Source organism: Kribbella sp. NPDC050124, assembly GCF_044460355.1.
GTDB lineage: Bacteria > Actinomycetota > Actinomycetes > Propionibacteriales > Kribbellaceae > Kribbella.
This window is the reverse complement of sequence record NZ_JBITJU010000010.1, coordinates 13,944-29,884: the sequence shown is the minus strand read 5'-3', so window position 1 is coordinate 29,884 and position 15,941 is coordinate 13,944. Positions and strand designations below refer to the sequence as shown.

Annotated in this window: 15 protein-coding genes; 8 read left to right on the top strand and 7 right to left on the bottom strand. The window is 68.7% G+C overall.

The genetic code is table 11. The annotated features are described in order from the left end of the window. The first annotated feature begins 115 nt into the window (after positions 1–115). A complete protein-coding gene (locus ACIBL3_RS23025; RefSeq protein ID WP_396355571.1) occupies positions 116–448 on the top strand; it encodes a hypothetical protein in 333 nt (110 codons plus the stop codon). Positions 449–497: 49 nt separating this feature from the next. On the opposite strand, the gene ACIBL3_RS23020 is transcribed toward ACIBL3_RS23025, so the two are convergent. After that, positions 498–1,031 carry a DinB family protein gene (locus ACIBL3_RS23020; protein ID WP_396355570.1) on the bottom strand — a complete coding sequence of 178 codons (534 nt, stop codon included), beginning with the start codon at positions 1,029–1,031 and terminating at the stop codon, positions 498–500. Between the two features lie 148 nt (positions 1,032–1,179). On the opposite strand from ACIBL3_RS23020, the gene ACIBL3_RS23015 reads away from it, so the two are divergent. Continuing rightward, positions 1,180–2,004 (top strand): alpha/beta fold hydrolase, encoded by an 825-nt coding sequence (locus ACIBL3_RS23015; protein WP_396355569.1) that lies wholly within the window; start codon positions 1,180–1,182, stop codon positions 2,002–2,004. A gap of 49 nt (positions 2,005–2,053) precedes the next feature. On the opposite strand, the gene ACIBL3_RS23010 is transcribed toward ACIBL3_RS23015, so the two are convergent. Further along, the gene (locus ACIBL3_RS23010; RefSeq protein WP_396355568.1) at positions 2,054–3,523 is read right to left on the bottom strand and encodes a M28 family metallopeptidase; all 1,470 of its coding nucleotides are present in this window, start codon (positions 3,521–3,523) and stop codon (positions 2,054–2,056) included. A gap of 131 nt (positions 3,524–3,654) precedes the next feature. Between ACIBL3_RS23010 and ACIBL3_RS23005 the strand changes: the two genes are divergently transcribed. Continuing rightward, positions 3,655–4,440, top strand: a complete 786-nt coding sequence (locus tag ACIBL3_RS23005) for a DinB family protein (RefSeq protein WP_396355567.1) — start codon at positions 3,655–3,657, stop codon at positions 4,438–4,440. A 153-nt stretch (positions 4,441–4,593) separates the two neighbouring features. Here the strand turns inward: ACIBL3_RS23005 and ACIBL3_RS23000 are convergent, their stop codons facing one another. After that, positions 4,594–5,493: an NUDIX hydrolase gene (locus ACIBL3_RS23000; RefSeq protein ID WP_396355566.1), complete on the bottom strand. Its 900-nt coding sequence runs from the start codon at positions 5,491–5,493 to the stop codon at positions 4,594–4,596. A 224-nt stretch (positions 5,494–5,717) separates the two neighbouring features. Between ACIBL3_RS23000 and ACIBL3_RS22995 the strand changes: the two genes are divergently transcribed. After that, complete coding sequence (locus tag ACIBL3_RS22995) at positions 5,718–6,278, top strand: hypothetical protein (RefSeq protein WP_396355565.1); 561 nt, start codon at positions 5,718–5,720, stop codon at positions 6,276–6,278. On the opposite strand, the gene ACIBL3_RS22990 is transcribed toward ACIBL3_RS22995, so the two are convergent. Continuing rightward, the gene (locus tag ACIBL3_RS22990) at positions 6,267–7,667 is read right to left on the bottom strand and encodes an FAD-binding oxidoreductase (RefSeq protein ID WP_396355564.1); all 1,401 of its coding nucleotides are present in this window, start codon (positions 7,665–7,667) and stop codon (positions 6,267–6,269) included. The genes ACIBL3_RS22995 and ACIBL3_RS22990 overlap by 12 nt on opposite strands. 179 nt (positions 7,668–7,846) lie before the next feature. Between ACIBL3_RS22990 and ACIBL3_RS22985 the strand changes: the two genes are divergently transcribed. After that, positions 7,847–9,076: a lactate racemase domain-containing protein gene (locus ACIBL3_RS22985; RefSeq protein WP_396355563.1), complete on the top strand. Its 1,230-nt coding sequence runs from the start codon at positions 7,847–7,849 to the stop codon at positions 9,074–9,076. Positions 9,077–9,111: 35 nt separating this feature from the next. Then, positions 9,112–10,569: a flavin-containing monooxygenase gene (locus ACIBL3_RS22980; RefSeq protein WP_396355562.1), complete on the top strand. Its 1,458-nt coding sequence runs from the start codon at positions 9,112–9,114 to the stop codon at positions 10,567–10,569. A 395-nt stretch (positions 10,570–10,964) separates the two neighbouring features. On the opposite strand, the gene ACIBL3_RS22975 is transcribed toward ACIBL3_RS22980, so the two are convergent. After that, positions 10,965–12,335 (bottom strand): cystathionine beta-synthase, encoded by a 1,371-nt coding sequence (locus tag ACIBL3_RS22975; protein ID WP_396355561.1) that lies wholly within the window; start codon positions 12,333–12,335, stop codon positions 10,965–10,967. 76 nt (positions 12,336–12,411) lie between these two features. On the opposite strand from ACIBL3_RS22975, the gene ACIBL3_RS22970 reads away from it, so the two are divergent. Both ACIBL3_RS22970 and ACIBL3_RS22965 read left to right on the top strand, forming a co-directional pair. Beyond that, a complete protein-coding gene (locus tag ACIBL3_RS22970) occupies positions 12,412–13,440 on the top strand; it encodes an SGNH/GDSL hydrolase family protein (RefSeq protein ID WP_396355560.1) in 1,029 nt (342 codons plus the stop codon). A 115-nt stretch (positions 13,441–13,555) separates the two neighbouring features. After that, complete coding sequence (locus ACIBL3_RS22965; RefSeq protein ID WP_360534161.1) at positions 13,556–13,786, top strand: DUF4287 domain-containing protein; 231 nt, start codon at positions 13,556–13,558, stop codon at positions 13,784–13,786. 139 nt (positions 13,787–13,925) lie between these two features. Here the strand turns inward: ACIBL3_RS22965 and ACIBL3_RS22960 are convergent, their stop codons facing one another. After that, positions 13,926–14,771 (bottom strand): Bax inhibitor-1/YccA family protein, encoded by an 846-nt coding sequence (locus ACIBL3_RS22960; RefSeq protein WP_396355559.1) that lies wholly within the window; start codon positions 14,769–14,771, stop codon positions 13,926–13,928. 260 nt (positions 14,772–15,031) lie between these two features. After that, positions 15,032–15,775: a DUF4118 domain-containing protein gene (locus ACIBL3_RS22955; protein ID WP_396355558.1), complete on the bottom strand. Its 744-nt coding sequence runs from the start codon at positions 15,773–15,775 to the stop codon at positions 15,032–15,034. Positions 15,776–15,941 lie beyond the last annotated feature (166 nt).

The window sequence follows — 15,941 nt, the reverse complement described above, 5'->3', positions numbered from 1 at the left end:
CCGGGATTTCCCGGCGCGAGACCGCGCGGTGCGACAACGAGGTCACCGATCGTCAGGCGTACCCGGATTTGCCGGCCTAGGTGAGTCCCGCCGGACGGCGGACAGAGGAGAAGTCATGTCCACCCACGCAACATCGCGCGGCGCCTGGAAGCACCTGCGCACCGCGACGAGGACGCTGACCGGCCTGACGGCTTGTGCCGGCCTCGCGTGTCTCGCCCTGTTCACGGCGGTCCCGGCGGCCAACGCCGCCGAACCGTCGGAGCCCCCTTGGACGGAGGTGCCGACCCCGCTCCCCCGCTACCCGGAGCCCAGCGTCAACGAGGCCGGGCTCGACGCGACGTCGGTCGCCCTCGGCGCACTCGGCGGCATCGCGCTCGGCGGTGCCGGCCTCGGCATCACCCTCGGCGTGCAACGCCGCCGGGACCACTCGGCCCTGCACTCGACCTGATGCGGACCGGGCGAGGGCGTCACCCCGCATGGGTGACGCCCTCGGGGGTTCAGCCCATGGTTTTCTGGCCGTCGATGGATTCGCGGATGATGTCGGCGTGGCCGGCGTGCTGGGCGGTTTCGGCGGTGATGTGGAGGAAGACGCGGCGGACGGACCAGAAGACGCCCGGGGGTTGCCAGGGGGCGGCCGGGAGCTCGTAGCTGGTGTCGAGATCGAGGGTGCGGACGAGGTCGTCCGTGTCGGCCGCGACCTTCTCGTACTCGGCCAGTACGCCGGCCAGCGTCTCGCCCTCGGTGAGGCGGAACTGGCTCTCCCACTCGGCGATCAGCTCAGGGGTGAACTCGGTCTCCTCGGGGGTGTCCTCGCCACCTCCGTTCTGGGCGAACTCGGCCCACCGGCGCTCGACGGCAGTGACGTGCTTGATCAGGCCGCCGACCGTCAGCGCGCTGACGGTGCTCCGGGTGTTCGCCTGCTCGTCGGACAGCCCCTCCGCGGTGTACCGCAGGAAGTGCCGGTGCTTGCCGAGGAAGTCCAGAAGGTCGGCTCGCTCACCCGTCACACTCTGCTGCTCGTTCACTGTCATACCTCCAGCCTAGAAACCGTAGCGGTCAGATTGTGTCCTCTACTCGAAGGATCCGCGAGACTCGACGACGTCGGCAGGGTTAGGGTGGCGTGGGGCCGCCCAATCCTGTTGTACACAAGGGTTTTCCGGATTCGGAGGGGGCAACACTGTGGGTACGGTCACGACCAGCGACGGGATCGAGATCTTCTACAAGGACTGGGGTAGCGGTCAGCCGATCGTGTTCAGTCACGGGTGGCCATTGTCGGCCGACGACTGGGACGCGCAACTGCTGTTCTTCCTGCAGCAGGGGTACCGCGTCATCGCTCACGACCGCCGCGGTCACGGCAGGTCGACGCAGACCGCCGACGGCCACGACATGGACCACTACGCCGACGATCTCGCGGCCGTCGTACAACATCTCGACCTGCACGACGCGATCCACGTCGGCCACTCGACCGGCGGCGGCGAGGTGACCCACTACCTGGCCCGGCACGGCGAGTCCCGGGCCGCCAAGGCCGCGCTGCTGTGCGCCGTACCGCCGCTGATGGTGAAGACCGACGCCAACCCCGAGGGGCTGCCCAAGGAGGTCTTCGACGACCTCCAGGCCCAGCTGGCCGCGAACCGCTCCGAGTTCTACCGCGGGCTCGCGTCCGGCCCGTTCTACGGGTTCAACCGGCCCGGCGTCGAGTCGTCCGAAGCGGTCATCGCCAACTGGTGGCGCCAGGGCATGATGGGTGGCGCGAAGGCGCACTACGACGGCATCGTCGCCTTCTCGCAGACCGACTTCACCGAGGACCTGAAGCAGATCAGCATCCCGGTCCTGGTCGTGCACAGCGAGGACGACCAGATCGTCCCGTACGTCGCCTCCGGCCCGAAGTCGGCCGAACTGCTCAAGAACGGCGTCCTCAAAACCTACAAAGACCTCCCGCACGGCCTCCCCACCACCCACGCCACCACCCTCAACACCGACCTCCTCGAGTTCCTGAGGTCCTGAACCACTGACAGCCCGGGGTGTTCAGGCCCCGGGCTGTCAGTTCAGCCCGTTATGGGATGGCGGTCAGGTTGAAGGCGAATCTGGCGGTGGAGTCGGCGATGGCGTCGGCGTTGACGTCCAGGGCGGTCAGGTTCGGGTTGGCGATGGTGTCGCACGCCTGGTGGTAGCAGACGTCGTACGCGACGCCCGCCGTACCGCCGAACAGGGCTGCCTCGGCCGGTGTCTTGATGCCCTCGGCGCCGGTGAAGATGCCGCCCGCCGGGATGCCGGCCGCGATGAACGGGCCGTAGTCGGACCGGCCGTCGAAGTCGGTGCCGACGGTGGCCAGGCCGCGGCCGGCGAAGAACGCCTCGAGCTGGTCCTCGATCTGCGCCGAGCCGGGCGGTCCGGCCGGGAAGCCGATCGCGTCGGAGTCGTCGCCGTCGTACAGCTTGTAGGCGTAGTTCGGCGAGGCGACCATGTCGAAGTTGAGGTAGACCCGGATCTTGTCCCGCTCGGCCTGGGTCAGGCCCTCGACGTACTGGTCGGAGCCGAGCAGACCGACTTCCTCGGCCGCCCAGAACGCGAACCGGACCTTGTTCTTCACCGGGAAGTTCCCGATCTGCAGCGCGGTCTCGAGGATGGCCGCCGTACCCGAGCCGTTGTCGTTGATACCCGGTCCGGCCGGGACGCTGTCGAGGTGCGCGCCGACCATGACGACGTTGTTCGGGTCACCCTTGCGGCTCTCGCCGATCACGTTGTAGTCGGTCCCGAGCGTCAGCGTGGAGTCGACCTTCAGGTGCACGACCGCGCCCGGGGTGTTGGCGAGTTCGTTGCCGACGGCGAAGCTGGCGAACACCATCGGTACGCCGGCCCGCCACTCGCCGATGTCCAGCGGGAACGGGTCGGTCCGGCCCGGCTGGCCCTCGTTGAAGATGATGATCCCGCCGGCCTGAGCGAACCCGGCGTTGCGCACCTTGGTGGCGAACGGGCAGGTGCCGCGCTGGATCAGCGCGATGTTGCCCGGCGTGAACCCGGCGAAGTCCGACATCTCGCAGCCGCTGGTCGACGTCGGAGTCGGAGTCGGCGGCAACGTCACGTCGACTGCCTGCACCGGCGCGGTCACGTCACCCGCGGGCGACGGCTGGAAGGTGAAGAGGTCGACGCCGGGCGTGTAGGTCTTCTGCGTCGGGGCCGTGAGCTCCAGCACCGGCGGGCTGTTCTCCACCCAGCTCTCGACGAAGTTGATCGGGTCGAGCGTGACGCTGTACCCGGCCTGGTTCAGCTGGGACGCGACGTACGCCGCCGACTGGGCGTAGCCCTGGGTGCCGACGGCCCGGTTGCCGCCGTTCTGATTGGCGATCGCCTGCAGGGCGACCATGTGCTGCCTGGCGTTCTCTCCGGTGACTTTCTTGACCAGGAGCTTGGCGTACGTCTCCTCGATCGGGACGGCCCCGGCCGGTGCTTGTTGGGCTGCGACCAGAGCAACGGCCGCGGCGAGACTGATTGCGCCGATGGCGCCACGACGGAATACACGCATGGTTCCCCCACGAGCGAGTAGACCAATCCCCCAGGCCTCAACGCCCTGGCAATGTAACCCGGGCGGCCGCGGTCGACCAGAGGTCAGCTTTCCGGAAGTGGAACGTCCGGAACCTGTTCTACCGTGAGGACATGGGGTTCATGGACGGGTCAACCGGGAAGCGCCTCGAGCGGGTGGATCTGAGTGGCGCGATGCTCCGCCACGTCGATCTGCGGAACGCGCGGTTCGAGCAGGTGACGCTGACCGGGACGCGGATGCGTGGCGTGGAGCTCGGCCACGTGACGATCGACGGCGACATCGAGGACCTGGTGATCAACGGGGTCGACGTCGCGCCGTACGTGTACGCCGAGCTCGACCGCCGCTACCCGGACCGGGCCAAGATGCGGCCGACCGACCCCGACGGGTTCCGTACGGCGTGGGACATCCTCGAACGCCTGTGGGACGGGACGGTCAACCGCGCCCGGTCGCTGCCGCCGGAGTTGCTGCACGAGAGCGTCGACGGCGAGTGGTCGTTCGTCCAGACGCTGCGCCACCTGCTGTTCGCGACCGACGCCTGGGTACGGCGGGTCATCCTCGGCGACCCGCATCCGTGGGACGCGCTCGACCTCCCGTTCGACGGGATGGGCGACGTCCCGGGGGTGCCGTGGGATCGCGCCGTACGCCCGGAGCTCGACAAGGTGCTTGCCTTGCGCAAGGACCGGATGGCGACGGTACGGCGTTACGTCGACGAGCTGACCGTGGACCGTCTCGACGCGCACACCACCCCGGTCCCCGACCCCGGCTGGCCCGGTCCGGACAGCTACCCGGTCCGCGAGTGCCTCCTCATCGTCCTCAACGAGGAGTGGCAGCACCGCCTCTACGCGGAACGCGACCTCGACGCGCTCGAAGACACCACATCAGCAAGTCGCCCAACCTGATCGAGGTCCGCCGACGCCGGGTAGAGCACGACATCTGTCGCACCGGCTTCGCTGAGCCGCGCCAAGTGGTCGCTGATCTGCCCCGGGCTCGTGAGCGTGTCCGCGCGGGCGAAGTCGAAGTAGGCGTCGCCGTAGTAGTGCCGGACGTACTCGTCAGCCCAGACACCGCCGCTGGCAACCCAACCCCCAACCCTCGTGACACCGCTCCTCTTGTCCACACCAGCAACGTAGACAGCCCACGCACCCCACGTCTTGAACGAATCGGACACACGTGGTTGCTGGCAGCAAGCGGTTGGAGCTTCGTGGGCGGAGGAGCTTGGCCGGGCGATCAGTCTGTCGTCTGCACCGTGTCGGCGTGCCGGTGGAAGACCTTCCACCGGCCGTCCTCGCGGCGGTAGAGCTGCGTGACCGCAAGGTGTACTTGCGCGGCTCCCCCTGCCAGCTCGCACTCGTGTGCTCGTACCCGACCGTGTACGCGATGTCGCCGTACACATCCGCCGAAATCACCTCATGCGTGTACGACGTACAGTCCGAGAAGCTCTCCTCCAGCTTCCCGAAAATCCCCTCCGCCTCCGCCCAGGCCGTCCCGGTCATCCAGGCTCCGAGCACGGTCACCGGGTCCTGTCGCGACCAGAGCGCCCGCCGCGGTTCGGCGTCACCGTTGTGGAGCGCGACCTCCGCATCCCGCAGTCGCGTCGTCACCCACTCGAGGAAATCCTGTCGTCCAGTCATGGTCCCTCCCCTCTCCTGCTCCGATTGAAGAACCACCCCCGCAAAACCACCAGGGACCACACTCCCGCCCACCCGGGAGTCCGCCCCGACCGGCACGACCTTCAGCCCGGTTTCCTCGAAGAGCTCGCGTGCTGCTGTGGTGCGGAAGCTCCCGCCTGGTTCGGCGGCTCCGGCTGGGAGCTCCCACAACCCGGAGTCCCGGCTCCATGCGTCAACTATGGGTGCGGACGGACAGGAGGTCTGTGCTGTGGCGGGACGCTGAGGGGGCGCGCCGAGCGTGGGAGGAGCTGTGGCGGCTGAGTACCTTCTGTCGCTCGGCACCCAATGAGAGGGTTGCAGGTGTGAAGAAGCGTGCGGGGAGTTTGTTGGCTGGTGGGTTGGTGGTGGGGCTGGCGTGGGCGGTGGTGGTCAGTAGCTCCATGCCCAGTTGGTTTGATCCCGCTGAGGATTGTGCGCTGCGGTTCGGTGGGGCGGACAGTGCCGGGGTGGACGTGGACACCGGATGGTTTCCGCCGCGGGCGACTTGTGATTTCGGGGGTGGGGACGTGCGGGACTTCATCTCGCCCACCAAGTCGGTGGTGTTCTCCGTATCCGGCGCGCTGATCGCCGTCCTGCTGATCCTCGGTCTAGTTCTCACCGTACGGCGGCTGACCGGCGACCCCGGTCCGGCTAGGACCGCGGACGGCGTCGACCTGACCAAGCGGCGGCGCAACCACCTGGCGTTCGGAGCGTTCGACATCGCGGTCGTCGTCGCCGTGCTGGCGGCGGGCAACGCGGTCGCGATCATCCTCGGCGACCTCCCCGGCGGGATCCTGTTCGCCCTCACCGCGATGGTCGGCCTCAGCGCCCTCGCCGTCGTCCTCGACCGCCACACCGGCCCACTCCCGAGTACGGCGCTCCACAGCCGCCGCCGAGGCACCACGGCCGGCCTGACCGTGTTCGGCGTGATCTTCGCGGCGACCGCGGTCACCGGGCAGCTGCCGTTCTTCCGGCTGTGGTCGGTGCCGCTGGCCGCGGCGACGTACGCGGCTGTCACCGCCGTCCAGTGGTCCCGCCTACCCCACAACAAACGGGACCACCGAACGGCGCATCACTCAACCCGCTGAGCTGTCCGGCCAGCCGGGGAGGATGTTCTGGTTGAGGTGGAACACGTTCTCGGGGTCGAACTCGCACTTCACCTTCGACAACCGCTCGTAGTTCTCCTGCCCGAACCCGGCGATCACCCGGTCCTGGCCCTCGTTGCCGATGAAGTTCAGGTACACGTACCCGGTCGCCCATTCCTTCATGTCGGCGCACAGATCCCGCGACCACTGCCTTCCCCGCGCGTCGTCTGCGGGATCGGACCACAGCCCGAACGGGTGCACGACCCACGCGGCCTTCCGGTACGGCAACGGCCACTCGTCGGCGCCCCGCAGTACCGCCCCGCCCCACGGGATCGTGATCTGCTGCGACGGCGACGGCACCACCATGTCCGCCGACCGGTCGCAGAACAGCTGTACGGCGGCGTCCGGGAACGACGACAGGTGCTCAGCCGACCAGTAGTTGCGATACCCCGGCGGATCGTCCAGCGCCGAGTTCAGATCGGCGTACGGCATCTCCGCCACGAGCTCACCCGCCGGATCGAGCGCGAACATCGGCGCGAACGCATCCCGCGCCTCCGCCTCGGGCCCCGCGTACATCGCCCCCGCCGCCACGATCCGCTGCCCCTGCAGATGCTCCGGGACGAACGGCTCCGGCGGCCCGGTCAGGAACAGCACGCCCCCGCCGAGGTTGTCGGACGCCCCGGCCTCGATCATGTCCCGGTACGCGCGAAGCACCGCAGGACCCGCCTCCGCCGGCCAGAGCAGCATCGCCAGCGTGGTCGTCGGGAGCTCATCCAGCCGGAAGGTCAGCGACGTGGCGACTCCGAAGTTGCCACCGCCGCCGTGCAGCGCCCAGAACAGCTCGGTGTTCTTCGTCTCGTCGGCGATCAGCAGCCGCCCGTCCGCGGTGACGAGCTCGACCGAGACCAGGTTGTCGCAGGCCAGCCCGAACTTCCGCTCCATCCACCCCGACCCGCCGCCGAGGGTGAGGCCCGCGACGCCGGTCGTCGACACCCGGCCGCCCGTGGTCGCCAGCCCGTGCGGCTGGCAGGCCCGGTCGAAGTCGGCCCAGGTCGCGCCACCGCCGACTCGGGCGATCCGCGCGTCCGGGTCGACCTGGACGCTGTTCAGCCGGCGCAGGTCGACTACCAGGCCGCCCTCGCTCACCCCGGCCCCGGCGACGCTGTGACCACCGCCCCGGACCGCGATCTCGAGCTCCTGCGCGACGCCGTACTTCACCGCCGCCACGACGTCGGCCGCGGACTCGCACTGCGCGATCATCGCCGGCCGCTTGTCGATCATCGCGTTGAACACCGTGCGGGCCTCGTCGTACGCCGGTTCCGCGCCCGTCAGCACGACGCCGCCGAAGCCTTCCGGTCTCGCCCCCGCCGGCCGCTCGATGGTGTCGGACATAGCACTTTCCCCCTCGTTGCTCAGCTCGCTCCCCCAGCTGACACCGCCGATCGTGCGCCGCTGCGGGGCCTGCGGTCAACCACTCGGGCCTTACCTCCCGGTGACGCGATCCCTTGTCTACCAGCGGTTTCCGCCCGATCACGGGTCGGAACCAGGGGACAGGGCCTAAGGTGGACGGCATGGATGCGGCCGTGATCGGTGGACCAGGGCAGGTGCTGACCGACGACGAGGTGACCAGCTTCGTCGGCGATGCCTTGAGCGGGGCCGGGCTGGACGGGCGCAGCGTCTGCGTGATCGTCCCGGACGCGACCCGCAGCTGCCCGCTACCGCTGCTGCTGAAGGCGGTCCACCAGGCCCTGGACGGCCGGGTCGCCAAGCTGACCATCCTGGTTGCCTTGGGCACCCATGCGGAGATGACGCCGGACCAGCTCCGCGCCCACCTCGGCGGCGAGTACGACGGCGTCCTGAACCACGAGTGGTGGAAACCGGACACCTTCGCCGACCTCGGCACGATCGGCGCGGACCGGGTCGGCGAGATCTCCGATGAGATGCTGCGCGACGAGGTGCCGGTGAAGCTCAACCGCGCTGTGGTCGAGCACGACGTCGCCCTGGTCGTCGGCCCGGTGTTCCCGCACGAGGTGGTCGGCTTCTCCGGCGGCAACAAGTATTTCTTCCCCGGTGTCGCCGGCCAGGAGGTCATCGACTTCTCGCACTGGCTCGGCGCGCTGATCACCAGCGCGAACATCATCGGTACGCCGGGTATCACACCGGTCCGGGCGTTGATCGACGAGGCAGCCGCGATGATCCCGGCGGAGAAGCTCGCCCTGTCGGTGGTCGCACAGTCCGGCACGGACGCGTTGCACGCAGTCGCGTTCGGCGACACGATCTCGTCCTGGCGAGCGGCCGCGGAGATCTCCGCGCAGACCCACGTCAAGTACCTCGATCACCCGGTGCAGCGGGTCGTGTCGGTGATGCCGCCCAAGTACGCCGACATCTGGACCGCCGCGAAGGGGTTCTACAAGGTCGAGCCGATCGTCGCCGACGGCGGCGAGGTGATCCTCTACGCGCCGCACGTCACCCAACTGGCCGCGATGCACCCGGAGATCGAGGAGATCGGCTACCACTGCCGCGACTACTTCCTCGGCCAGTGGGACCACTTCCGCGACCTGCACTGGGGCGTCCTGGCGCACTCCACCCACCTCCGCGGCGCCGGAACCTGGGACCCGGCGACCGGCGAGCACCTCCGGGTTCACGTGACGCTCGCGACCGGCATCCCGGAAGACGTCGTACGGCGGGCCAACCTCGCCTACCTCGACCCCGCCGACGTCGACCTCACGGCGTACGAGCAGGACCCGGACACCCTGGTGATCCCGAACGCCGGCGAGATCCTGCACCGGCTCAAGCACTAGCCCGGCGAGGTGACCCGTCGGTAACGTATGCAGTTATGACTGGGGCTGAGGTCGTCATCGTCGGATCCGGGTTCGCCGGGTTGTGCATGGGGATCAAGTTGCGGCAGGCGGGCTGCGAGAACTTCGTCATCCTGGAGAAGGCCGACGACCTCGGCGGCACCTGGCGGGACAACACGTATCCGGGCTGCGCCTGCGACATCCCGTCGTACCTCTACTCGTTCTCGTTCGAGCAGAACCCGCACTGGACCCGGATGTTCGCGCCCTGGGACGAGATCCTTGCCTACCTCAAGCACTGCGCGGACAAGTACGGCGTCGCCGAGAAGATCCGGTACGGCGCCGAGGTCACCGAAGCCGTGTTCGACGAGGGAACCGGCCGGTGGACCGTCACCGTCAACGACGCCGAGACGATCGAGACCCAGGCCCTGGTCGCGGGCGTCGGCAGCCTGCACCAGCCCAAGCTCCCCGACATCCCGGGCCTCGACTCGTTCGGCGGTACGGCGTTCCACTCGGCCCAGTGGGATCACTCCCAGGACCTGCGCGGGCGGAACGTCGCCGTGATCGGCACCGGGGCGTCCGCGATCCAGTTCGTCCCCGAGATCGCCCCGGAGGTCGCACAACTCGACGTCTACCAACGGACCGCACCGTGGGTCATGGGCAAGCCCGATCGATCGATCGGCCACTGGGAACGCAAGCTGCACGAACGGCTCCCGGCCGGGCAGCGAATGATCCGCGACGTCATCTACTGGGGTCTCGAGGGCCGCGGCGCCGGCTTCGCAGCGAGCCCGAAGTTGATGAAACCCCTTGAGCTACTGGCGAAACGCCAGCTCCAGAAGCAGATCAGCGATCCCGAGCTCCGGGCCAAGCTGACGCCGGACTACCAGATCGGCTGCAAACGGATCCTGTACTCCAAGGACTACTATCCCGCACTCGCCCGCCCGAACGTGGACCTCGTCACCACCCCGATCGCTCGGATCACCCCGACCGGCGTGGTCACGACCGACGGGACCGAGCGGTCCTGCGACACGATCGTGCTCGGCACCGGATTCGACGTCTCGGCCAACCTGACCCGGATGCCGATCCTCGGCAAGGACGGCGTCGACCTGGCCGACCACTGGAAGCGCAACGGCATCGGCGCCCACCTCGGCATCAGCGTGGCCGGCTACCCGAACCTCTTCCTCCTGGTCGGCCCGAACACCGTCCTCGGCCACTCGTCGATGGTGTTCATGATCGAGGCCCAGGTCCGGTACGTGATGCAGGCACTGCACCTGCTCCGGCGGCGCGGCGCGTCGTACGTCGAGGTCCGCGAAGACGCGCAGGAGCAGTTCGTCGGCGGGATCCAGGGCGAGCTCGGCGACACCGTCTGGCAGTCCGGCTGCAACAGCTGGTACCTGGACTCGGCAGGCCGGAACTCGACCATCTGGCCCGAGTGGACGGTCTCCTACTGGCGCCGCACCCGCCGCCTCGATCCCGCGGACTTTGTCCTGGTCCACTAGGTCCTGTCTGCTCATCCCGCGCCGTAGCGAGCAGGTGCTCGGTGCGGTGCATCGGCGTGCTGGAACGGAGGTCTCGATGCGGAGCATCGTGGCCTTCGGGCCAGTGCGGCGAGGTGCCGTGCCGTGTGCCGCGCAGTAGGCGGGGGATGAGCAGACAGGACCTCGGGGTTTACCCGCACTCCTGAAGTAGGAGCGCGGGGTCTCGGGGGTACGACCTTGGGATGAAGGCAAGACCGGTCCTCGGGCCGATGTCCGCAGGCCCGCGCCGAAGGATCCTTGAGGTATGGAAATCCTTCAGATCGCCGGCGCAGCGGTCATCGTGATCGGCATCGTGGTCACGGTCCTGCTCGCCATCGTGCCTTCGGTCGTAGACCGGTAAGGCTCTCCTCGGAGAGTCAGTCGACGGACAGGTGGACCAAGAGGTCTTGCCGGGTCAGCACGCCCACCGGCTTGCCGTCGTCCAGCACCATCAGGGCGTCCCGATCCTCGAGCAGCTGCACCGCCTTCGCGACCGGTTCGCCGGCGCCCAGTGACGGCAGCGCCGGGTCCATGTGCTGCTCGACCATGTCGGCCAGCCGCGCCTTCCCGGTGTACAGCGCGTCCATCAGCGTCCGCTCCGACACCGCGCCGGCCACCTCGGCCGCCATCACCGGCGGCTCCGCCCGGACCACGGGCATCTGCGAGACGCCGTACTCCCGCAGGATGGCGACCGCCTCGGCGATCGTCTCGTGCGGGTGGGTGTGGACGAGCGGCGGCATGCTGCCGTCCTTGCGGGCCAGGAGGTCCCCGAGCGTCGTGCCCTGGCGCGCGCCGAGGAAGCCGTACTGCGCCAGCCAGTCGTCGCTGAAGACCTTGGTCAGGTAGCCGCGGCCGCCGTCCGGCAGCAGGACGACGATGACGGCGTCCGGGTCGTCGAGCTCATGCGCGAGCCGGATCGCCGCCGCGGCCGCCATCCCGGCCGAGCCGCCGACCAGCATCGCCTCCTCGCGGGCCAGCCGCCGGGTCAGCGCGAACGAGTCCGCGTCCGACACCTCGATGACGCGGTCGCAGATGGTCTTGTCGTACGTCTCCGGCCAGAAGTCCTCACCGACGCCCTCGACCAGGTACGGCCGGCCGCTGCCGCCGGAGTACACCGAGCCCTCCGGGTCGGCGCCGATGATCTGCACCTTCCCGCCGGAGACCTCCTTCAGGTACTTGCCGGTGCCGCTGATCGTGCCGCCGGTGCCGACACCCGCCACGAAGTGGGTGATCTTGCCCTCGGTCTGCTCCCAGATCTCCGGCCCGGTGGTCTCGTAGTGCGACCGCGGGTTGTTCTGGTTGGCGTACTGGTTCGGCTTCCAGGCGCCCTCGATCTCGCGGACCAGGCGGTCGGAGACGTTGTAGTACGAGTCCGGATGCTCGGGGGCCACCGCGGTCGGGCAGACCACGACCTCGGCGCCGTACGCCTTGAGCACGTTGCGCTTGTCCTCGCTGACCTTGTCCGGGCAGACGAAGACGCACTTGTAGCCCTTCTGCTGGGCCACCATCGCCAGCCCGACGCCGGTGTTGCCGGAGGTCGGCTCGACGATCGTGCCGCCCGGCTTCAGGTCGCCGGAGGCCTCGGCCGCCTCGACCATCCGGACCGCGATCCGGTCCTTCACCGAACCGCCCGGATTGAAGTACTCGACCTTGGCGAGCACGAGGGGCTTGGCCCCGTCCGTGGTCTTGCCCAGCTTCACGAGCGGGGTGTTGCCGACCAGGTCCAGGAGAGAGTCTGCGTAGCGCACATCTTTACTGTAGTGATACGCGCGGCTTTCCCCTATTTTCACTTGCGCTGTCGTGACTGCGTGTAATCCTTGACTCATGAGTAGAGCCAGGGCAGCCAAGAAGCTGGCCCAGGCCGCAGCTTTCGGGGGCGGGGGACTCGGACTCATCGGTGCCACTGTTTACGGCGTACTGACCGCTGAGGCCGAGTACGCGAAACGGGTGATCGGACCGATGCGGTACTACCCGACTCCGGGCAACGGCCTGTACGGCCGGTATCCAGGACATCCGATCACGTTCGCCATGATCGGCGACTCCAGCGCCGCCGGGTACGGCACCGAGTCGCCGGACGAGACCCCCGGGGTGCTGCTCGCCTCCGGGCTCGCCGAGCTGGCCAAACGGCCGGTGCGGCTGGTCGACGTGGCGAAGACCGGGGCGAAGTCGACCGATCTGGCGGCGCAGGTCGATGCCGCCCTGCAGGCCGGGCCGCACGTGGCGGTCATCCTGATCGGCGTCAACGACGTGAAGTCGAAGATGCCACCGTCAACCTCGGTTCGGCTGCTCTCGGCCGCGGTCCGCAGATTGCGGGCCGCGAACTGTGAGGTGGTGGTGGGTACCTGCCCGGACCTCGGTGCGGTCCGGACGATCATGCCGCCGCTGCGGCAGGTCGCCCGGTCCTGGAGCCGCCGGCTGGCCGCCGCTCAGACCATCGCAGTGGTCGAGGCAGGCGGCCGAACTGTGTCGCTCGGGTCGCTGCTCGGCAAGGTGTTCCGGACCGACCCGTCGATGTGGGGGCGCGACAACTTCCACCCCTCGGCCATCGGGTACGCCGCCGCGTCGGCCGCGCTGCTGCCGTCGGTCGCGGCCGCGATGGGGGTCGGGCCGGAGTCGTTCGTGCACCCGGAACCGTTCCGGGGCGAGGCGATCCTGCCGATCGCGGAAGCCGCCGTACAGGCTGCCAAGACGGCCGGCACGGAGGTCGCGGCCACCGAGGTCGCCGGGCGCGAACGCGGTCCGCGGGGCCGCTGGGCCGCACTGCGGCACCGTCGCCGGCATCCGAAGGCCGAGGTCGAGCGGGTCGACGAGGAGAGCCCGGAGTCCCCGGACGCCGTTCCGGTCGGGCAGTAGCTTTACCTCGTTGTGCGTCCGCTGAGGGCACCTTTCATGAAGAGAGTCTTGCCTAGCGGCGGCTGTGTGGTGCACAGTCGATAACTACGCGGTACCCCGATGACGGGAGGCGAAGATGGGCTTGAACCACTCCGAGGAGACGCACCAGCGTTTGGTGGAGAGGGTGCCCGGGTGCACCGGACGCGAGATGACCGAGTGGTTCCAGCTGATGAACGACGGACCGTCGTTCCTGCGCTTCGACGACAGAGTGAGATGGCTCTCCAGCGAGTACGAGCTCGCGCACGGGCACGCGACCGCCATCGTTCACGAGTACGACCTGCGCCGAGCGCACCGCCGAATGGGCTGACGAGCCGAACAGGAGTCCAACGCAGAAGACCTGCCCCCTCAGGTGGAGGGGCAGGTCTTCCTTGTTGTGGGGGCTTGCTTCGCCCCAGACAGGCCGAAGGGCCGGCCCACCTGGACCGGCCCTTCGGGTTGGTGCGTGATCAGTCGCCGCCGCGGAGGATGGCGAGGATGCGCAGCAGGTTCCAGTACAGCCAGACCAGCGTGACGGTCAGGCCGAACGCGGCCCGCCAGGCCTCGTTCTGCGGGGCGCCGTGCTTGACACCCTGCTCGATCATGTCGAAGTCGAGGATCAGGTTGAACACCGCCAGGCCGGCGCCGAGCGCGGCGAACACCAGGCCCATGGCGCCGAAGCCGCCGATCCCGGAGTTGAAGCCGAACAGGCTGGCGATGAAGTTGATCAGGATCACGCCGGCGAAGCCCATGGTCGCGATGATGACCATCTTGGTGAACCGCGGCGTCACCTTGATCGCGAAGTACTTGTACGTCGCCAGCGTGAGACCGGCCGTCACCATCGTGGCGAGCACCGCCTGCACGATGATCCCGGAGTCACCGACCCAGTTGGCGATGAACTTGCTGCCGATCCCGAGGAACACACCCTCGGCCGCGGCGTACACCATCACCAGCGCGGGGTTGACCCGGCGGGAGAACGACAGCACCAGGCCGAGCGCGAACGCCAGCAGCGCACCGGCCAGGAACGCCGGGGTGACCAGGGTGGTCGGGATGGCGAACCAGGCGATCGCGGCGACCAGCACCACGACACCCAGAGTGGCGGCGGTCCGGACGATGACGTCGTCCATCGTCATGGGGCGGCTTCCGGCCGGCGCGCCTTGGTACTGCTGGGGCGGCACACCGGGTCCGCCGTACTGGCCGGGCTGACCGTATCCATAGGGACCCGGCTGACCGTACGGAGCGGCCCCCGGATAAGCCTGGCCTTGGCCAGGCGCAAACGCACTCGACCGGTTCAGGACCGGGTTACTGCTCTGCATTGTCATCCTCCTGGTGACCCACATCCGGGGCCGTACAGAGATACTACGGTCCCACCCTTAACAACGCCTGAGGAACAGTCACCTGTTCCCCAACCGAAACCGCCCATTCGGCAAACGGTTGCACGACTCAATCGGTTTGCGATCCAAAGGCTTCTGGCTGCGCACGGACAGGGTATGAACACGGCTCGGCGTCGTAGCTGGGTGGGCAGGTACGACGCCGGGGTCGTGGCCACCCGGGACGTGGTGCTCCCGCAGGGCGGTCAGGGGTGGAGGGTTTGGTGGGTGGTGAGGGCGGCGCCGACCTGGTCGGCAAGGGCTACGGCGACCAGGCGCTGCTCGAGGTCGGGGCGGGCGATCCGGGCCGCCGCGGTGAGTAGGAAGCGGCCGCGGACCTCGCCGGCGTGCTGCACGGCGAGCTCGATCTCGGCGTTCGTCGGCAGGCCGTCGCGCTCGACCCTCAGCACCCGCCCGCCGCGCGTCACCGTGCCGTCCGCGTTCAGCACCGGGGCCCCCGAGAGTTTGCCACTAGCAACGAATTTCGCCCCGTCGATCCCCAGTACGGCGATCAGCTCGGCCCGCACCTGGTCGATCAGCTCGTCGGTGGACCCGCCGGCCGCGACCGCCTGCGAGGTGGTGATCACCCCGTCCAGGTACCCGCGGTGCCGCGACGCCCGGGCTTGTTGCCGCCGGCCCCAGATCGCGATCTCGGTGACCGCGGCGCCGATCACCACCAGCAGGATCGTCGTCTCGATGTCGTCGCGGTGCCGGATCTCGAACGAGTTGTACGGCGGCGTGAGGAAGAAGTCGAACCACACCGCGCTCGACACCGCCGCCAGGATGCCGGCCGGCCGGACCCCGAACGCGGCGATCGCGACGATCGCGACCACCAGCAGCAGCGCGAGGTTGGCGTTGTCGAAGTTGTCCCGGAACGGGATCAGCAGCGCACACACCGCCGGAGGCACAACCACCGCCGCCACCAGCACCGGATTGCGGTAACTCTCCACCCCTCCATTCACCCTCCCCACCCACCCCCGATCAACATTTCTCACAAACGTCTATCAACACCCTCCGGTTGGGGTCGGCTCCCAGGTGTTCGACGGACAGCCCGACAGGAGGTGCCCGGCGCTCCACAGCGCTCCTGAGCGTGGACTGTCCGGCCGGAACGGTGTC

What these genes read in the sequence shown, in the direction of transcription:
- ACIBL3_RS23025 (WP_396355571.1), top strand. Translation starts at nt 116, where the DNA reads ATGTCCACCCACGCAACATCGCGCGGCGCCTGGAAGCACCTGCGCACC.
- ACIBL3_RS23020 (WP_396355570.1), bottom strand. Translation starts at nt 1,031, where the DNA reads ATGACAGTGAACGAGCAGCAGAGTGTGACGGGTGAGCGAGCCGACCTT.
- ACIBL3_RS23010 (WP_396355568.1), bottom strand. Translation starts at nt 3,523, where the DNA reads ATGCGTGTATTCCGTCGTGGCGCCATCGGCGCAATCAGTCTCGCCGCG.
- ACIBL3_RS23005 (WP_396355567.1), top strand. Translation starts at nt 3,655, where the DNA reads ATGGGGTTCATGGACGGGTCAACCGGGAAGCGCCTCGAGCGGGTGGAT.
- ACIBL3_RS22990 (WP_396355564.1), bottom strand. Translation starts at nt 7,667, where the DNA reads ATGTCCGACACCATCGAGCGGCCGGCGGGGGCGAGACCGGAAGGCTTC.
- ACIBL3_RS22985 (WP_396355563.1), top strand. Translation starts at nt 7,847, where the DNA reads ATGGATGCGGCCGTGATCGGTGGACCAGGGCAGGTGCTGACCGACGAC.
- ACIBL3_RS22980 (WP_396355562.1), top strand. Translation starts at nt 9,112, where the DNA reads ATGACTGGGGCTGAGGTCGTCATCGTCGGATCCGGGTTCGCCGGGTTG.
- ACIBL3_RS22970 (WP_396355560.1), top strand. Translation starts at nt 12,412, where the DNA reads ATGAGTAGAGCCAGGGCAGCCAAGAAGCTGGCCCAGGCCGCAGCTTTC.
- ACIBL3_RS22965 (WP_360534161.1), top strand. Translation starts at nt 13,556, where the DNA reads ATGGGCTTGAACCACTCCGAGGAGACGCACCAGCGTTTGGTGGAGAGG.
- ACIBL3_RS22960 (WP_396355559.1), bottom strand. Translation starts at nt 14,771, where the DNA reads ATGCAGAGCAGTAACCCGGTCCTGAACCGGTCGAGTGCGTTTGCGCCT.